Consider the following 15,427-nt stretch of genomic DNA (forward strand, 5'->3'; position numbering starts at 1 on the left):
AGGAAAAACGGCCAGCACACTGCCACCACGAGCAGAGCGCCCCACAGCCCTAGGCCCCAGCGCGCGGACCTGCAGCGCGCGGACCTGCGGCGCGCGGGTTTAGGCGCCGGCACGGTGGCGGCGCATGTACATAAAGGCGGCATAGGCCAGCAAGATAACGCCGATTACCTTGCCTAACCAGCCGACGATGCTGAGAATCTTCACGTTGTTGATGGTCGTGCGTACCGTGTCCAAACGTTCCTTCTTGGTGGCATCGGACCAGTTCAAGCTAGCCTGGAAGAGGGAGCGGTCGGCAGTGTCGTCCTCGGCAACCATCTTCTTCGCCTGGTCCTGGTCGGTGGCGAGGAAAATCTTTATGTCCTCATGAGCATCGACGATGGTGCCGGTGGTTGGTTCTACCCATACGTCGCGCTTGACCGTGTAGAAAGGCTCGAGGCTGACGTGCTCGGTGGGGTCCAGCCCGAAGCGGTGTAGCGATTCCTCATCGAACATCGCTTGCGCCGGGCCGGAGCGCTGCAGCTTCTCTGGGCTCGTGCGCGTGGCTTTCTCATCGGGGGTTTGCTGCTGCAAGACGCCCAGCGAATAGGCCAAGGCAACCGGCTCAATTTCCTGGTGGAAGATGTAGGTCGGAATTGTCTCGCGCTTTTCGGTACCGGTGAAGTCGATGGGCGCAGCGGTCTGCGTCATCGGATCGAAATACGGGTAGCTGCGCTGTTCCGCCTTAGCCGGGAAGAAGTAGCTGATGCCATCGCGCGAAAAGTCGCGGTCAGCCGCAGAGATATTCAGCGGAGCGATATCAACCTGCTGTGAGCTATTGGTCCCTGCTACCGGATAAGCGGATTCGCGGTTGAGCAGCGATTTTTCCTTGATCTCCGCGATTGCTTGGCCATCCGAGGTGACCTGGAGGAGGGAATCGGCGGAAGCCACGGCGTCGTCGGCAGTAGGCGAGGTGCGGGTGGTGCGTTTGAGCGAAACGTCCCGTTCCTCTACATAGCAATAAAGTGGAGCATCCTTGGCATCGCAGTCAGGGTTGCCGTGGGTATCCGCTGGCTTCTTGTGTTGCACAGCGCGGCTGACGTTAAGAGCCGTGCCCTGGGTAGGGGCGGTGTCGATGGTGAAGTTTAGGTCATCTGGCAGCGGCCGGGCTTGATTGTTGTACAACGGCGGAAGCACAGAACCGAGGAGCAAAAAGATGATTGCCGCGACGATCACCTTCGTCATCCGCGAGCTCCAGTTAATCAGCCGCTTCATTACAGTAGAGTTCCAATCAGTTTACGTGCGCCGTGCATTATGAGGAGGAAGGAAAAATTAGTGTGGCTTCCCATTCTTCCTTAAAGAGCCTACCCCGCCATATTTCTGAGTTGGATGGTATGCGAGGCTGCGCCGCTTTGGGAATTGTGGTCACGCATGTCTCCTTTCAAACGGGCACCGGTTGGGGGATTGCGGAGCGTTTCGATTACTTCGTTTCGGTGTTCTTTGCGCTGAGCGCTTTCCTGCTGTGGCGCCGGCGCGGCCTGCACAGCCCGCGGGATTATGCGTGGTCACGCGTGGGACGCCTGGCGCCTGCGTATCTGGTATGTGTGGTGCTGGTCTTCGCACTGCTTCCCGACGCCCACTCCGCCACCGCTACCCAGCTATTCAGCAACCTAACGGGCACGCAGATTTATGTAGTCGACGGTTTGGCGCCGGGGCTTACGCAACTGTGGTCGCTGTGTGTGGAGTTCGCGTTTTATCTGGTGCTGCCGCTGCTGGCGGCGGTGATGCGCGGATGGTCGCGGCGGCACAGAGCGTGGGCCATTGCCGTGGCGGCGGTGCTGAGCTGGGGCTGGGGTTTTGTTCCCTTTGTGGCTGATTACGCCAAGGGGGACGTGAATTCGCAGATTTGGCCGCCGGCGTATGCCTCGTGGTTTGCAGTCGGGATGCTGCTGGCTGAAGCAGAAACTGCGCGCGGGCAGTTTCCAGGGTGGCTAAGACGTGCGCTGCGGATGCGGTGGGCGTGGTGGCTGGCGGCGTGTGGTTGCCTGTGGCTGGCTAGCCGCGAGTGGTTTGGCCCGCGGGGTTTGGCGCATCCGGAGCCAGGTGAGTTCGCGCGACGCATCATGGTGGGCGCGGTCTTTGCGGTGTGCGTGATGGCGCCTGTGGCTTTGGCCCCACGGAAGTCTTCGCTGCTGAGCAGCCAGTGGGGGCAGGCTTTGGGGCGTTGGTCCTACTCGCTGTTTTTGTGGCACGTTGCGGTGTTGTCGGTGGTCTTTCCATTGCTGGGAGTGCCGCTGTTTTCGGGCAAGGTCATGGACTTCTGCGTGGTCTTCGCGGTGACGGTGGCGGGCAGCCTGCTGGTTTCGGCCGCTAGCTACGCCGTGGTGGAAGAACCCGGCAAGCGGTTGGTTGGTCAGTTCGCGCGGCGGCTGGGCCACAGGACGCAGGCTAGCGAGGCCGCGCACAAGCAGGTCACGAGGACCGAATCGCCGGCATAGCTGCCGCTGGCCCACGGAGCGCGGGCAAGCATGGTCCCGGCCGCCGCCGTCAGGGCGGCGGCTAAAGGCGCAGCGCCTAGCGACGTCCATTTCAACACTACCCACGCAGCAACACCCGCGAGTACGGCGGGCAGGCCGAGCAGGCTGAGCGTACCCAGGCCGCATACTGCAGCGAGAATGTGGGCACCGCGGCCATCGTCTGGCTGCCACGGCGTGGTGGGGCGGCGGCGAAGAGAAAGCAGGCAGCCGGCCACGGTCAGCAGGGCCAACGCGCCGCCCAAGCCAAGCGCGGCCTTATAGGTACGCGCTGCGGCAAAACTCATGCGGAAGCTACCGCTGGCACCAGCGGGAATGACAAAAGCCTGGAGGGAAGCGTTGATCTCTCGCGGCGCGAGGTTGATGCTGCCGGCCTCCGAATCGAGGTGGCCCTGCAGGCCGGGGTTAAACGCATTGCCGGTGATAAGCAGCCGGTCCTGCCCCGTGGCTTCGATGGTGCCGGAGGTTCGTTTGCTGTCGGCGGCCGGTGACCAGCCCACCTCGCGCAGGCTGATCCATCCGCCGGTGCTGCGCACGCGGTGGGTGCCGGAGCGGAGGGTGAGGTGCGCGCCGGGGTTATAACGCACGCCGTCGATAAGCACGGGCTTGCGGGCATCCAGCTCCAACCGCATGGTGCGGGGCACCGTGAAGTCACGGATGAGGATACGGGTGTCCTGGGCTAGCTGCTGGAAGAAGAACTGGTGGACGTTTGGGGAAGTCGCCGGAACGGTGACCACGCGCTCGATGGGGGAGTCCACGACCTGCGCGTTGGCGATGCCCACGCGCTCGGAAAGATCGATGCGGATGCTGCGGGTATCCCCACCCGGCACACGCACTTCGCGGGAGCGGTAGGGCTTGAGTTTAACCTTGACCTTCGCGCTTCCCGAGCGCACGGTGACCTCGGTGCGGGCAGTGGCCATGAGCTTGACCACCGGCGCGTGCCACGCCGGCGTATTCGGGTCCTTGTTTAGCTCCAGCCAGCCGGTATCGCCGGGGGCGGGCCACCAGGCGGTGGAATTTTCGCCGTCAACAGCAGCGGTGCGCGAGCGCGCGGGATTGGCGCCGCCGAAGGCATCGGCGTCGGCAGCCGCGGAAGAAGCGCGGACTGTGCCGCCGTGCGAAACCACCTTTGTCAGCGGCCCGGCGGAGGGGTAGTCGCGCAGGCGGTTGTTCACCGTCGAGGGATCTCCCTCGGCCAAAGGCGCGGAGATGGGCCCGTCGAGGGTGCCGTAGTTGCGGTCGGTCAGCGTGGGCGTATCGGTGACGATGTCGGCGTCACGATCGACGAGCTCGTAGGCAGGAGCCGAACCGTCACCATGGGCATCCAGGAAGGCCAGGGACTCCCCGCCGCCGGCCACGCGGACGGGATTGGCGGAGGTCAGTGTGCCTACGGCGTCGTCGGCAGGCGGGAGGATGATGACCTCCACCTCGTCATCAGGGCCGAAGGAGTGGACCTGCCCGCCGTAGGAGGAAGCATCGCGCCAGGCCGCCAGCGGGGAGTCATCGCGGCCGTTCGCGCCTTCTGTAGACGCTAAGTCGTGGCGCAGCAGCACCGCACCGATGCCGAGGCGGCGCAGCGCGGCGCTACCGGTGGCGGGATCTTCGTGGAGGGCTGCCACCACGCCGTCGAGTCCGCGAATGGCCTCGGGTGGGACGAGGGGGATGGCGTCGCGGACGGCCCACGGGACGTCGAGAAGCGGCTGTGCCGGCTCATCGCGTGTCCAACCCCAGTTTTGGCGTGCGAAAGAAGCCTCGGGGAACAGCAGCGTGCGCGTGCCCTGGGCATGGGTGTTGAGGAAGTCCGCAGCCTCGTGCCAGTACTCCGGGACCTTTTCGTAGGCGCCCTTGGGAAGCAGGCGCCCAGTCCACGCGGGCGAGAAGGACGCGCAAGCAATGGCGGCCACCAGCACCGCCACCGCTTGCCGACGCCCCGGCCGCAACCACTCGTCCCGCACCCGCGGCAGGGGCAGGGCGGAGGTTGCCGCGGCGAAACCGAGCAGCAGGGGGATGCGCACGAGCGGATCGAACTTGTGGAGGTTTCTTAGCGCGGCGAGCGGGCCGTCGAGCGCGTGGAGATACCAGGCGGCGTGGGTGCCGAGGATAGCGATGCCCACGCAGGCCATGACCGGCCAGACTCGTGGCAGTCGTGCTAGGCCGTAGAGGCCAATTGCTGCCACCGTCATGGTGACCAGCCCGAAGAAAGGCTGGGTGGCCAGTGCATATCCGGCTACGCGCTCCGTGTCGACGAAGGGTGCCCAGCTGGTGGTGCCGCGGAGAATTTCCGGCAGGTTTAGCCAGCGGGTGGTGACATAGGAAGACTCGATGAACTCAGTAAACGGCGGGGCGTAGCGCCCCAGCACCAAAAGCGGCACTATCCACCACAGAGAAACCGCCGCGCAGCCAGCCAGCCACACAAGGCCGGGACGCCAGGCCCGGCGGTACAAAAGCACCACCGCTGCCGGAACACACGCAGCGAGGGTAGCGGTGGCATTGACCGCGCCCATCGCTGCCACCGGCAAAACTGCTGCCGCGGCGCAGCGCCACGTTAGCTCCCGGCGCAAGAAAGGCAGGATGACCCACGGCGCCAGCATGACTGGCCAGGTCTCCGAGGAAATTGCGCCTATCGTAGTCAGCGCGCGGGGCGAAAGAGCGTAAAGCAGGGCCGCAAGAAAAGGCCAGACGGGCGAAATCTCCCGCCTTAGGCCTTCCCGCCTAAGGCCTCTGAACTGCGGAGGAAGAGACGCATAAATCAGCCGGTGGAAGCCCCAAAAGCCAACGCCTAGGACGAGTAACCACCACAAGCGCTGAGCTACCCAATCCGGCAGCGGTGAGGTAAGAAGAAAAAACGGGCCCTGCGGGAAAAGATAACCATAAGCCTGGTTCTGTAACTGGCCGAGCGTAAAGACCTCGGTATAGGCGCTGGCCGCTCTGCGTAGAAAGCCTAGGGGGTTAGCGGTGAGATCGTGCTTGGTATCCGCCGCAACCAAGCCAAAGGGCTGGGTAAATACAAAAACAGCGAGAGCTAAAAGCCCGCCTATGCGCCAGCGGGACTGCGCATTCATTAGTTCCTAGAGCCGTACTCCGGGCCGCCCATTACGGCATCAGAAGCGGAAACTGCACCGTCCGACGGAACTGCATCAGCATTAGAAAACTGCGCGATGCCGATGATGGTGATGACGCCGAGGGCGATGCCCACGACGGTGCTGCCCACGGCGGGGCCGAGGGTGCGCTTGTTGAGGGAGTCCGTCTCGAGTGCCATAAACCCACATCCTAGCAGCTACCTGCTAGAAATTTAGCTATCTTCTTCCTCCGCGTCGTCGTCCAGCTCGGGCGGAACAATAAAGACCGGAAGGCCAGCGTTACGCACGATGTGCTCGGCCGTGGAGTTGGTCCACCAGCCGCGGAAGCCGCTGAGCGCGCGGGTGCCGGTGACGATGATATCGACGTCGAGTTCTTGCGCGGCGTCGACAATAGCGGAGGCAATCGTGGTCACCGACTCCACCAAGTGGGCGCGGCCGGAAAGGCCCAGGTTTTCTGCAACCTCGACTCCTTGCCTACAAATCCGCAGCGCTTCCTCATAGGCCGGATCATCTTCCACCGCTTCCGGCGCCACCGTGGACTGGTGCATGCCAGTACGGCTGACTGCACGCGCTGCCTGACGGGCCGTCGGCTCCCACGCCGTCAAAATCTCGACGTGGCGCGGGCGCAGCAGGCGGGCTGCGTGCTCCATCGCGCGGGCTGCTCGAGTGGAGCCGTCGTAAGCAATCAACATCGTCTCACCGTTACTCATGGATGCCATACTAACCCCCTACGCGGGCATATCGCTGGAAATCGTGCACACTGGAAGGCATGGAACTTTGCCTCTCCCCGATGTTCTCGGCCCGCACTGCGGCTGCCGCTGTCCTTACGCTTGGGCTTGGTTTTGGCCTGGCTTCCTGCGATAGCGAGCAGCAGGAAAGCACGCAGGACCCCGCGGCGTCGAGCTCGGCGCCTGGTGCGGCGTCGGCAAGCGCGGCGCCGAGTACAACCCCCAGCGAGGAAGCGCCTGTGCCCGTGGACCGCCGCCAGCTGGCCGCATCGGTGCTCATGCCGCCCGCGGTGAACTACGACGACGCGCTGGCCAAACTGCAGGCCGGCGCCGGCGGAATCTTCATCCCCAGCTGGGCAGACCCGGCGCTGCTCAGCGAGCCAGAACGCGACATTAACGCCCTGCGTGCGGCAGTGGGCCGCGATTTCCAAGTCTCTATTGATTTCGAAGGCGGGCGTGTACAGCGCTTTTCTGAAATCCTCGGCGAGCATCCCGCACCTGCGCAGATGGCCGCCGAGCATAGCCCAGAAGAAGTCGAGCAGATGGGTGCCGAGATCGGGCGCGTACTGAAAGAACATGGCATCAACGTGGACTTCGCGCCGGTTCTCGACGTCGATGGTGGCGAACTCGAAGTAGTAGGCGACCGTTCCTTTTCCACCGACCCCAAGCTGGCCGGTGAGTACGGCGCGGCTTTTGCCCGCGGCCTGGAATCGGCGGGAGTAAAGGCTGTATTCAAGCACTTCCCAGGTCACGGCCGCGCTTCCGGTGACACCCATCTCGGCGAGGCCGTGACTCCGCCGCTGGAGGAGCTTTACGGTCACGAGTTTGTGCCTTTCCAAGAGGCGATCCCGGCGGCTCCTGCGGCGGGACTCATGATGGGGCACCTCGTTGTGCCGGGGTTGGGCGACGGGCAAACCCCCGCCTCCATCAATCCCGCGGCATACCAGCTTGCGCGCGAGCAGCTACACTATGGCGGGCCCATCTACACCGATGACATCGGCGGAATGGCCTCTATCGCAGACACCATGAACGTCCCGCAGGCGGTGGTGGCTGCGCTGGCTAGCGGCGCAGATATGCCACTGTGGTCCACGGATGCTGAATTCCCCGCGGCCGTCGATGCGGTGGTAGCAGCACTCGATGACGGCACGCTCACCGATGCGCAGCTGCAAGCCTCCGCCCAGCGGCTTACGGGTGGAAAATTGCCCGAATAGTAAGAGCTGATCAGTACCTTACTAGGAAAGTTTCAGCTTGAACGATAGTCTTTAAGGCGTGAAAAAGGCAGTAGGAAAGCAAACTGGCAAAGGCTGGCGCATCACACTTGGTGTGATTGTCGGCCTTCTCCTCATCGCAGGCATCGCCTACGGGTGGGATGTAATTGCGAATCAGGGCAAGGTCCCGCGCGCGACGTCGGTTGGCGGCGTCGACATTTCCGGAATGGAGCGCACCGCAGCGGTGGAAAAGCTGGAGCGGGAGCTTGGCGACGTCGAGACCAAGCCTGTCTCGGTCACCTCTGGAGAAAAGTCATCCCAGCTGGTGCCGAATGAATCCGGCTTAATTTTGAACTATCAAAAGGCCGTGGACGGTATCCCTGATGCTTCCTACAATCCGTTTAGCCGCCTGTATAGCTTCGTGAAATCCACCAAGGAAATCCCGGTGGCCGTGGACGTTGATGCCGCGGCTTTGGACAGCAATTTGGAGCGGGTAAAGAAGGAACTTTCCTTCGAGCCGAAAGACGGCATGCTGGAGCTAAACAACGGCGGTCTGAAGGTAACCAAGCCGGTCCTTGGCCAGACCGTGGATGATGCGGATCTGCAGAAGTCGGTGAAGGAGAACTGGTTGGACCCAGCCGGCGTTGAGGTGGCTCCTGTTGTTGTGGAGCCGGCGATTAACGACGACGCGATTGAAGCAATGCGCACCGGTGACGTCGCGAAGGCTTTGGATAACCCGCTGACCTTGAACGGTGAGAACAATGTCTCCGGCACGCTGCGCAAGGATGAGATCGCGCAGTTTGTTTCCATCGAGGCAAAAGACGGCAAGCTGGAACTGAAGGTGGATACCCCGAAGGCGCAGCAGTTGTTTGAAGAGCACATGGATGGCTCGCAGGTGCCAGGCCAGAATGCCAAGATTTCCTTCAGCGGCAGCAAGATGAACGTGACTCCTTCGGTCGATGGCTCGATTATCGACTGGGAGAAGACCATGAAGGACTTCGACAAGCGCGTTAAGGGCGACGAGCGTGAGTGGGATGCGGACTACAAGCCGGATCCGGCGGAGTACACCACGGAAATGGCGAAGAAGGCAACCTTCAACGACACTGTTTCTGAGTTTTCTACCGGTGGCTTTTCGGGCGCTTCGGGTGAGAACATCCGCCGCGTGGCGGAGGAAGTAAACGGCGCTGTTGTCAGCCCGGGCGAGACTTTCTCCCTTAACGGCTACACCGGCCCGCGCGGTACTGCGCAGGGTTATGTGGAATCCGGCATCATTATTGATGGCCACTCCGGTACTGCAGTGGGCGGCGGCATCTCGCAGTTCGCCACCACGTTGTACAACGCTGCCTACTTCGCTGGCATGGAAGATGTGGCGCACACGCCGCACTCATACTACATCTCACGCTACCCGGCGGGCCGTGAGGCTACCGTGTACGAGGGTGCTATCGACCTGCAGTTTAAGAACACCACGAACACCCCGGTCCGCATCGAGACCGACTTTGGCGGCGGCAAGATTGCGGTCCGTTTCAAGGGCACGAAGACTTACGACGTCGAGTCCGTCAACAACGGCCGTTGGGCCACCACCCAGCCAACCCGTATGTCGGTGGGTGAGGATTGCTCGCCGTCGTCTGGCGCGCCAGGATTTACCACCTCTGATACCCGCATCATCAAGGATCTCTCCGGCCGCGAGGTTTCGCGCGAAACCACCACCACGGTATACGACCCGCAGCCGATCGTGTCTTGCTAGCCAGACCAGGCCTTGAGCTCTGTGCTTTTACATAAAACGCCAACCTCCCCCAGGGCCCTTCTCAAACATTGCAGAAGGGATTCCGTGGGGAGTTTAGTTTTTTCTTGAGGAAATGCTTACGCACCGTCTTGAGCCCTTCCTGGTCGCTGAAAGATACGTAAGCCGCATCTGCCTGTGAAAGTGCCAAGCGGTAGGTCCTAAGCATGCTTTTGAAGTGCCCTGGGTTTTGTTCCTAGGTATTTGCCTTGATTTCCATTATTTCTTGACTGGGGTGGTGTTCCCAAAATTCGGCTTCGACTTCAGCCGGGGTGCGGTAGCCCAGGCTCAGTCGAGTTCGGATGCGAAAAAGCCGAAGCGGCCTTCAACAACTCGTTGGTGTCGCGCAACTCTTGATTCTCACGGCGAAGCTGGGCGTTTTCGGCTTCCAAGTCCTCTGGCAACCGTTCAGTAACGCGTCCCTCACGTCAAGCGGCCTGCGTCCATTGCCTCGCTGTGTGCCACGAAACGCCCAGCTTTGGGTGCCACCATCTTGCATGCTTCCTGCGTCGAAAGATTCTCCGCCAAAATGCGATCTTCTACCAAGTGAACGACTCGGTCCTTCGCCTCCTGATTAAACTACTTCGGCATGTTCGAAGGTTTGCCCATCTACTCAAACGGAACAAAACCTGGGGCACTTCACCCACGAGGTGAAACGTCAACCCCCGCCGGTATGCAGCTCTTGAGCGAGGTCACTAGGCGGTCGTACAACTTGTGTCCGTCCGACGAGGTCGGGCGTGGCAAGTAGCGACGAGTACCTGCGCAACCGCCGACCTACGAACAGTTGATTGACACTGTGTACTCGAGTTTGCTGCCCGGTAACAGAAATTACGGGCACACCAGCAGCGCGAGCCTAGAAGTCCGTTGAAGCCCCAAATACCACCGCAATCACCATTATGGCGGCAGCCAATTTGGCCTTGACATTCTTTTCTCGGGCTAAGTGCAGCGATTTACCTTCACTTATAAGGCTCGCTCGTATGCCCAATAAAAGCTATCGACTAAGGCCTCGCTCTTCGATCGCGGTAGGGGGGAACGCACTGAACGAAACATACGGGAATCATCTGAAAATCCCAGAAACAAATTAGACCTTACATGGCACAGTTCGCGCAGCACCAGCTATTAACGCAATGGAAGAAGCTTCTTGGCAGAGGTCTTAAGCCATCAGGTAGTAATATTGCCTTCTTTGCCAGGATGCCGTGATTATTTCTCACGGCATCTTTCAAAGTCCTTCCCCTCCCTATTCCTTCTCATTTTTGGCCCACAATTGCCAACGTTGACTACCCGTTCTCCTCATTCTTCTTGCGTCTTTGAACAAGGAATCCGGCAATTGCGAGTGCAATTCCTAGTGCTGCGATGCCCAGTACGTTGGCACCCGTGTTTCCCAATCGATCGGTAACTTCCTTACGGAACTTTCCTGGTAGGTCAGGTTTGTCAGGGGTACCTGGAACAGGTGAACTCGGCGTTAGCGTGACTGTAGACTCTACCGGTGGGAAGACTGGCACGGTTGGAACGGTGGTTGAAGGCTCCGGTGGTGTGGTAATCGGCGTAGTCACCGGTGGATTCGAGGGCTCAGTTGGGGGAACATCGTCAGTGTCTTTGGTAAACACCTGCACGTCGCAAGACCACGATGCAACGTTTCCATCCGCTGTTCGCATTCCAGCAGGCACCGTGATTAGGAAGTCCAGGGTCCTCCGATATTCTGCAGGTCGGTTCGCTGGCGGAGTCTCAGAAACAAGGTAGACGCCCATGGGGAGACCAGTTACGACCGCGCGACCATCACGCCCCGACACGGCCTTCCAAACTTCGTCGCTGAGCCTGCTTCGCGCTTCTTGGATCGTAAGCGCTTTGGCCGCATCCCATCCAGCTTGCTTCGTGAGATCGATGTCTTCTATCCGTCGAAGGGTAAAAGTTGCTCCGTCGATAGTTCCCGCGGGCAAGTCTGCCTTATCGACGCCCTCAAACGCTGCGGGAGGACGTTTAATTAGCATTAGGGAACCGGTATCACAACGAATATCGGAAATGTTGAGCCCGTCCGTAGCGCCGGTGATTGTGCGGCTATCTGCACTGGCAATGGACCCGGACGCCAGCAACAAAGCAACGGCCGCTGTCGTAACCGCTGGAATACGGAATAGGTGACTCTTCTTCATAGTAGGGCGTCCTTTCAGAAATAGGCGACTGCTTGGGCGTTTGCATGTGTTGGGGAAAATTGGTTTCTGCATATTACTGGGACTCCTCGGCCGCTGAAGCGCTTAGCGACGCCTCAGTATCACTAGGTTCAGCAGATTTAGCAGCGTCTGCTCCAGCTGCTTTCTTCGCGAGTTTCTTAGCTCGCAAAATACGGATAATGAGCCACCCGATTAGTAGAAGGATGACCACCAACACACCGATAGCTAGCTTCATCCACCATTGCCAGACAATTCCGTCACCGGCAAATGCACGGTCCGCCTCACCGGGTTCCATAGGGACACGTTCGGCAGTAACCAAAAGCCTATGGGTATTGATGCCATAGGGTGTACAGGTCACGAGGGTAATTAAGTCTCGGTCGGGGATTGTCTGGATACGGTCAATCTCCGCTGGACGGATGATTTCAATGTCGTGTATTTGGTATTTCAGGGTCTCACCAATATTGCGTACATAAATGGCGTCACCCTTTTTGACCTTTTCCAAATTGTCAAAGAAGGTCGATTTTTGGATACCTGAATGCGCTGTTAGAACCGAACGCGTCCCCAGTCCACCAACGGGTAGCGCAGTACCGTAAAGGTGCCCAACACCTTTGAGGAGTGTGGCGTCGTTTGTCCCGTGGTAGATGGGAAGGTTCACGGAAATAGCTGGGATAGAGATCTGAGCCATCGCCGGGTATTCCCCTAAGAGTTTCTCGTATGCCTGATAGGCAGGATCCTTAGTGCTATCTCCACCGGTCCACGGATCCTGCAGGGGTCCATTTCCTAGCGAATCGTTGTAGGCATGGGCAGCATCAAGAGCAGCAGCAACTACGGCAGGGTCAGCTTGGGCTGCATCTGCACCAAACTGTCGGGCGAGTTTAGACTGTTCATAATTGTTAAGTTGAGTGGACACGACTGGATAGAACAAAATCACCAGCCCTAATAGTCCGCACAAAAGCATGATTATCGCAGCAATTGCCGTCTGTGCTTTCTTTTTCGCTGAGCTCTCACCGATACCCGCATTGGAACTGGTACCGGTGGAGTGTTTAGAGTCGCTACTGACCACGTTGGGTTCCTTCCCCGCCGTTTCAGAGTTCATCGCCATCAGCTTCGCCTTCGATGTCTTCTTCCTTCTTCTTTGGAGGAATCATGTAACCCGAACGCCAGAAGAACAAGGCGACAAAGCTAAATCCCACTGCGAAAATGACCGCCCACCAAGGGAAGCCGATTTGGGAAGCTTGACGTGCTGCATCGATATCGGATTGCGGGGTGGGAGTAATGCGCTCAGCTGTCACCAGAATGCGATGTGTATTGATGCCCAACGGAGTACAAGTAACGAGTGTGACAAGGTCACGATCATCTTGAGTTTGAAGGAACCTGGTGTCCTCTGGGCTGACCACGCGAGTTTCACGCACTTCATACGTAAGGACTTCGCCCATCACCTCAATGGTGAATCTATCCCCCACCCCAACCTTGTTGAGGTTGGTGAACATGGTGGCCTCAGCTAAGCCACGGTGTGCAGTAATAACGGAATGGGTGCGTGGTCCTCCCACCGGTAACGAGGTACCTTCCAAGTGGCCAGCGCCCTTCTTTAAAGTGTCATCGCTCGTGCCGTGATAGATCGGTAGATCCACCTTGATAGAGGGGATACGTATACGAGCCATGACATCCGTACCGTCAACACGCAACTGGTCTTTATAGGCCATACCATCGCCGTCTTCTTTGCCCGCTCCGCGGGGAACGTTAGCCCAGGGATCGAGAGCAGCGCCCACGGTTAGGCGATCGTTATAACGGTGCGCGAGTTCAAGTAATTGTTCCGCGCTAAGAGGGGTTGCATTTTCAATTTTGGAATCATAGAGATCTACCAGCTTGGCCTGTTCGCGGGCGCTAAACCACGCGGCAGTAGATGGATATAACCCCAACATGAGGCCGGCTAGCGCCGTTATACACGCAAACAATGCGAGTCCGGAAAACACCCAACGTCGCTTTGGTTGCGCGTCTGGGGTATCCGGTCCGGTAGAGCGCGGTGACGCGGTGGTGACCATGACAGGTACGTCCGTTCCTCATATAGGGGGATGCCAGGTAGCACAGGCTAAACAGCAAATCTCTGACAGAGAATGTGGGGGTGCGGTGGAAAGCCACCGCACCATGCCGGCGTTTATGCCCGCCGGCGGGGCATTTGATGCCCTGCAGTGGGCGACGCAACGCGATTACTTAACCGCGCGACGAATCAATTACTCGTTGATACGGCGTACAAAGACGAAACCAGCACCAACAGCAACCAGCAGCAACAGACCACCGGCAATCATCAGGAACAGCACACCCTTGCCACCGGTCAGCGGCAGTTCAGGGGTATCGCGCTTGACGTTTTCGACCTTTGCGTCGTAGGTGTCGGTAGCAGTCTGTCCAATCTTTACAGCAACCGGGAAGACCTCAGCCCCATCCTTCGGGGTAACGAAGCCCGTCGGGGCCTCGGTCTCGACGAGGACGTAGCAGCGCTGCTCAGCAGACTTCGGATCATTCTGGTCGTCGGAGACGAACAGGCCCTCGAAGTGGACGTTGCCGTTTTTGTCAGAGGTGACCACGAGATCTTTACCGGTACCGGTGCCGTTTACCTGAACCGGAGCGTTCTTGTCATACTCCGGACCACAAGTTCCGTTTTCCGGGTACGGGTTCGTTGCCGGGTAAATCTTGAACTTCGCGCCCTCCAGACCCGTCTTTCCGTCGCCCTTGTCAACCTTGAGGATCCTCAGATCGCCCCAGAATTGCTTGACCAGCGGGGTGCCGCCCGGAGGGGTCGTGGACACAGGCGGGGTGTCCGGCGGAGTGGTAACAGGCTGAGTCGGAGGGGTGTTCGGCGGAGTCGACTGGCCCGGGTTAGATTCGGTATCCGAGTAAACGTATGCCTGGTTGAGGATTCGACCGTAGTCTTCCTTCGTTCCGTTATCGAGAGACTTCAGCTTACCTTTGAATACCACCTTGAGCTCTTGGCCAGCAGCATTCTTCAGCTTGCCCAATCCCTGCGACGTCAGCGAAACGATGACGCGCGAGCCGTCGATTGCGACCGTGTAGTCACCGGAGTCGAGAGGATTACCACCCAAGGTTACAGATTCAACGCCCAAGGATGCCTGGTCAAAGCGGGAATCCATCGGGTCGATGATCTGGAAGTACTTGAACACGTTGTCGCCAGCCACCTGCGGAATCACGGCGGTTACCGGGAAGCGCACCTCAGACCCGACGTTAAGACCATACGTGTTCTGCATCTCGACAGTCTTGTTGAGCTTAGTTTTACCGTTCTTCGGGAAGACGTTGACGTCGTACAGCCAGGTGTTGGTGCGTTCACCGAGACGACTGTCGTTGGCGGTGGTGTCCGGGTACGGAAGGGTCACAACGAACGGCGCGGAGCGGTCGATGACGTCGGCCGGGGCGTCGGTCTCAACGACGACGTAGGCTGCGACCGGCAGGTCCTTCGTGGTGGCCTTGCCGCCATTAGCGGTAGTGACGGTGTCGACGAGCTCAAGGTTCGTGTCGGTGGTAGGGTCAGCCGGGATCTTGTAGGTATTGACTGCCTCCCAGCCAGCCTGCGTCGACAGGTTGATGTTCTTGATCTTGTAGATCTTGAACGTCACTCCGTCCAGGCCGTCGGCCGGGGTGCCCTCGTACTCGCCGGTAGCCGGATCGCCCACGGCGGAAGAGCCGTTCTGGTGCAGGTGCTTGTTGATGGTGATATGGCCCTGCTTGGTGAAGTCGATATTGCCGTAATCGGCAGCCGCCACAGCAGTGGTCGGCTCGGTTTGAGCCATTGCCGGGGCGGCAAAGCCGGCGCCGGACAGAATCAGGGCGGAAGCGCCAACGGCGCAGGCTAGGCGGCGACCAATGGTGGTGCGCTTAACACTCATAATGTGTTTTCCTTTCAGGAGTCTCGCCCCTAGTCAAGAGAGCGAGGAGAGAGTATCAGT

General features: G+C 59.6%; 12 protein-coding genes and 1 pseudogene. 3 read left to right on the top strand and 10 right to left on the bottom strand.

Features of this window, described 5'->3' with window-relative positions; all coding sequences use genetic code 11:
* Nucleotides 1-99 precede the first annotated feature (99 nt).
* Nucleotides 100-1,251 carry a DUF3068 domain-containing protein gene (locus QKB66_RS07665; protein ID WP_248093866.1) on the bottom strand — a complete coding sequence of 384 codons (1,152 nt, stop codon included), beginning with the start codon at nucleotides 1,249-1,251 and terminating at the stop codon, nucleotides 100-102.
* A gap of 119 nt (nucleotides 1,252-1,370) precedes the next feature.
* Here QKB66_RS07665 and QKB66_RS07670 point away from each other — a divergent pair, with 119 nt between their 5' ends.
* Nucleotides 1,371-2,474, top strand: a complete 1,104-nt coding sequence (locus QKB66_RS07670; RefSeq protein ID WP_248093885.1) for an acyltransferase family protein — start codon at nucleotides 1,371-1,373, stop codon at nucleotides 2,472-2,474.
* Here the strand turns inward: QKB66_RS07670 and QKB66_RS07675 are convergent.
* The 3 genes from QKB66_RS07675 to QKB66_RS07685 are packed head-to-tail and all read right to left on the bottom strand — an operon-like array spanning nucleotide 2,390 to nucleotide 6,300.
* A complete protein-coding gene (locus tag QKB66_RS07675) occupies nucleotides 2,390-5,572 on the bottom strand; it encodes an alpha-(1->3)-arabinofuranosyltransferase family protein (protein ID WP_414253034.1) in 3,183 nt (1,060 codons plus the stop codon). The two genes, QKB66_RS07670 and QKB66_RS07675, sit on opposite strands and share 85 nt — an antisense overlap.
* Nucleotides 5,572-5,769, bottom strand: coding sequence for a DUF2613 domain-containing protein (locus QKB66_RS07680; protein WP_061924980.1), 198 nt, complete (start codon nucleotides 5,767-5,769; stop codon nucleotides 5,572-5,574). The genes QKB66_RS07675 and QKB66_RS07680 overlap by 1 nt, the downstream gene beginning before the upstream one ends.
* 33 nt (nucleotides 5,770-5,802) lie before the next feature.
* A complete protein-coding gene (locus tag QKB66_RS07685) occupies nucleotides 5,803-6,300 on the bottom strand; it encodes a universal stress protein (protein ID WP_070588570.1) in 498 nt (165 codons plus the stop codon).
* Nucleotides 6,301-6,359: 59 nt separating this feature from the next.
* Here QKB66_RS07685 and QKB66_RS07690 point away from each other — a divergent pair, with 59 nt between their 5' ends.
* Both QKB66_RS07690 and QKB66_RS07695 read left to right on the top strand, forming a co-directional pair.
* Nucleotides 6,360-7,529: a glycoside hydrolase family 3 N-terminal domain-containing protein gene (locus QKB66_RS07690; protein ID WP_414253035.1), complete on the top strand. Its 1,170-nt coding sequence runs from the start codon at nucleotides 6,360-6,362 to the stop codon at nucleotides 7,527-7,529.
* A 58-nt stretch (nucleotides 7,530-7,587) separates the two neighbouring features.
* Nucleotides 7,588-9,270: a VanW family protein gene (locus tag QKB66_RS07695; protein WP_414253036.1), complete on the top strand. Its 1,683-nt coding sequence runs from the start codon at nucleotides 7,588-7,590 to the stop codon at nucleotides 9,268-9,270.
* Between the two features lie 61 nt (nucleotides 9,271-9,331).
* Here QKB66_RS07695 and QKB66_RS07700 read toward each other — a convergent pair whose 3' ends face one another.
* From QKB66_RS07700 to QKB66_RS07725, 6 genes and pseudogenes are all read right to left on the bottom strand, one after another.
* Entirely contained in the window at nucleotides 9,332-9,475 is a 144-nt protein-coding gene (locus QKB66_RS07700) for a DUF2853 family protein (protein ID WP_311518063.1), read from the bottom strand.
* Between the two features lie 259 nt (nucleotides 9,476-9,734).
* Nucleotides 9,735-9,944 (bottom strand): annotated as a pseudogene (locus QKB66_RS07705) (hypothetical protein).
* 639 nt (nucleotides 9,945-10,583) lie between these two features.
* Complete coding sequence (locus QKB66_RS07710; protein WP_248093872.1) at nucleotides 10,584-11,453, bottom strand: pilin N-terminal domain-containing protein; 870 nt, start codon at nucleotides 11,451-11,453, stop codon at nucleotides 10,584-10,586.
* A 73-nt stretch (nucleotides 11,454-11,526) separates the two neighbouring features.
* Nucleotides 11,527-12,573, bottom strand: coding sequence for a SpaH fimbrial biogenesis class C sortase SrtE (gene srtE / locus QKB66_RS07715; RefSeq protein WP_414253037.1), 1,047 nt, complete (start codon nucleotides 12,571-12,573; stop codon nucleotides 11,527-11,529).
* Nucleotides 12,557-13,513, bottom strand: a complete 957-nt coding sequence (srtD, locus tag QKB66_RS07720) for a SpaH fimbrial biogenesis class C sortase SrtD (RefSeq protein ID WP_414253038.1) — start codon at nucleotides 13,511-13,513, stop codon at nucleotides 12,557-12,559. The genes srtE and srtD overlap by 17 nt, the downstream gene beginning before the upstream one ends.
* A 189-nt stretch (nucleotides 13,514-13,702) precedes the next feature.
* Nucleotides 13,703-15,367, bottom strand: coding sequence for a SpaH/EbpB family LPXTG-anchored major pilin (locus QKB66_RS07725; RefSeq protein ID WP_414253039.1), 1,665 nt, complete (start codon nucleotides 15,365-15,367; stop codon nucleotides 13,703-13,705).
* Between the last annotated feature and the right edge of the window lie 60 nt (nucleotides 15,368-15,427).

Source organism: Corynebacterium sp. c25Ua_89, assembly GCF_047459735.1.
Classification (GTDB): domain Bacteria; phylum Actinomycetota; class Actinomycetes; order Mycobacteriales; family Mycobacteriaceae; genus Corynebacterium; species Corynebacterium simulans.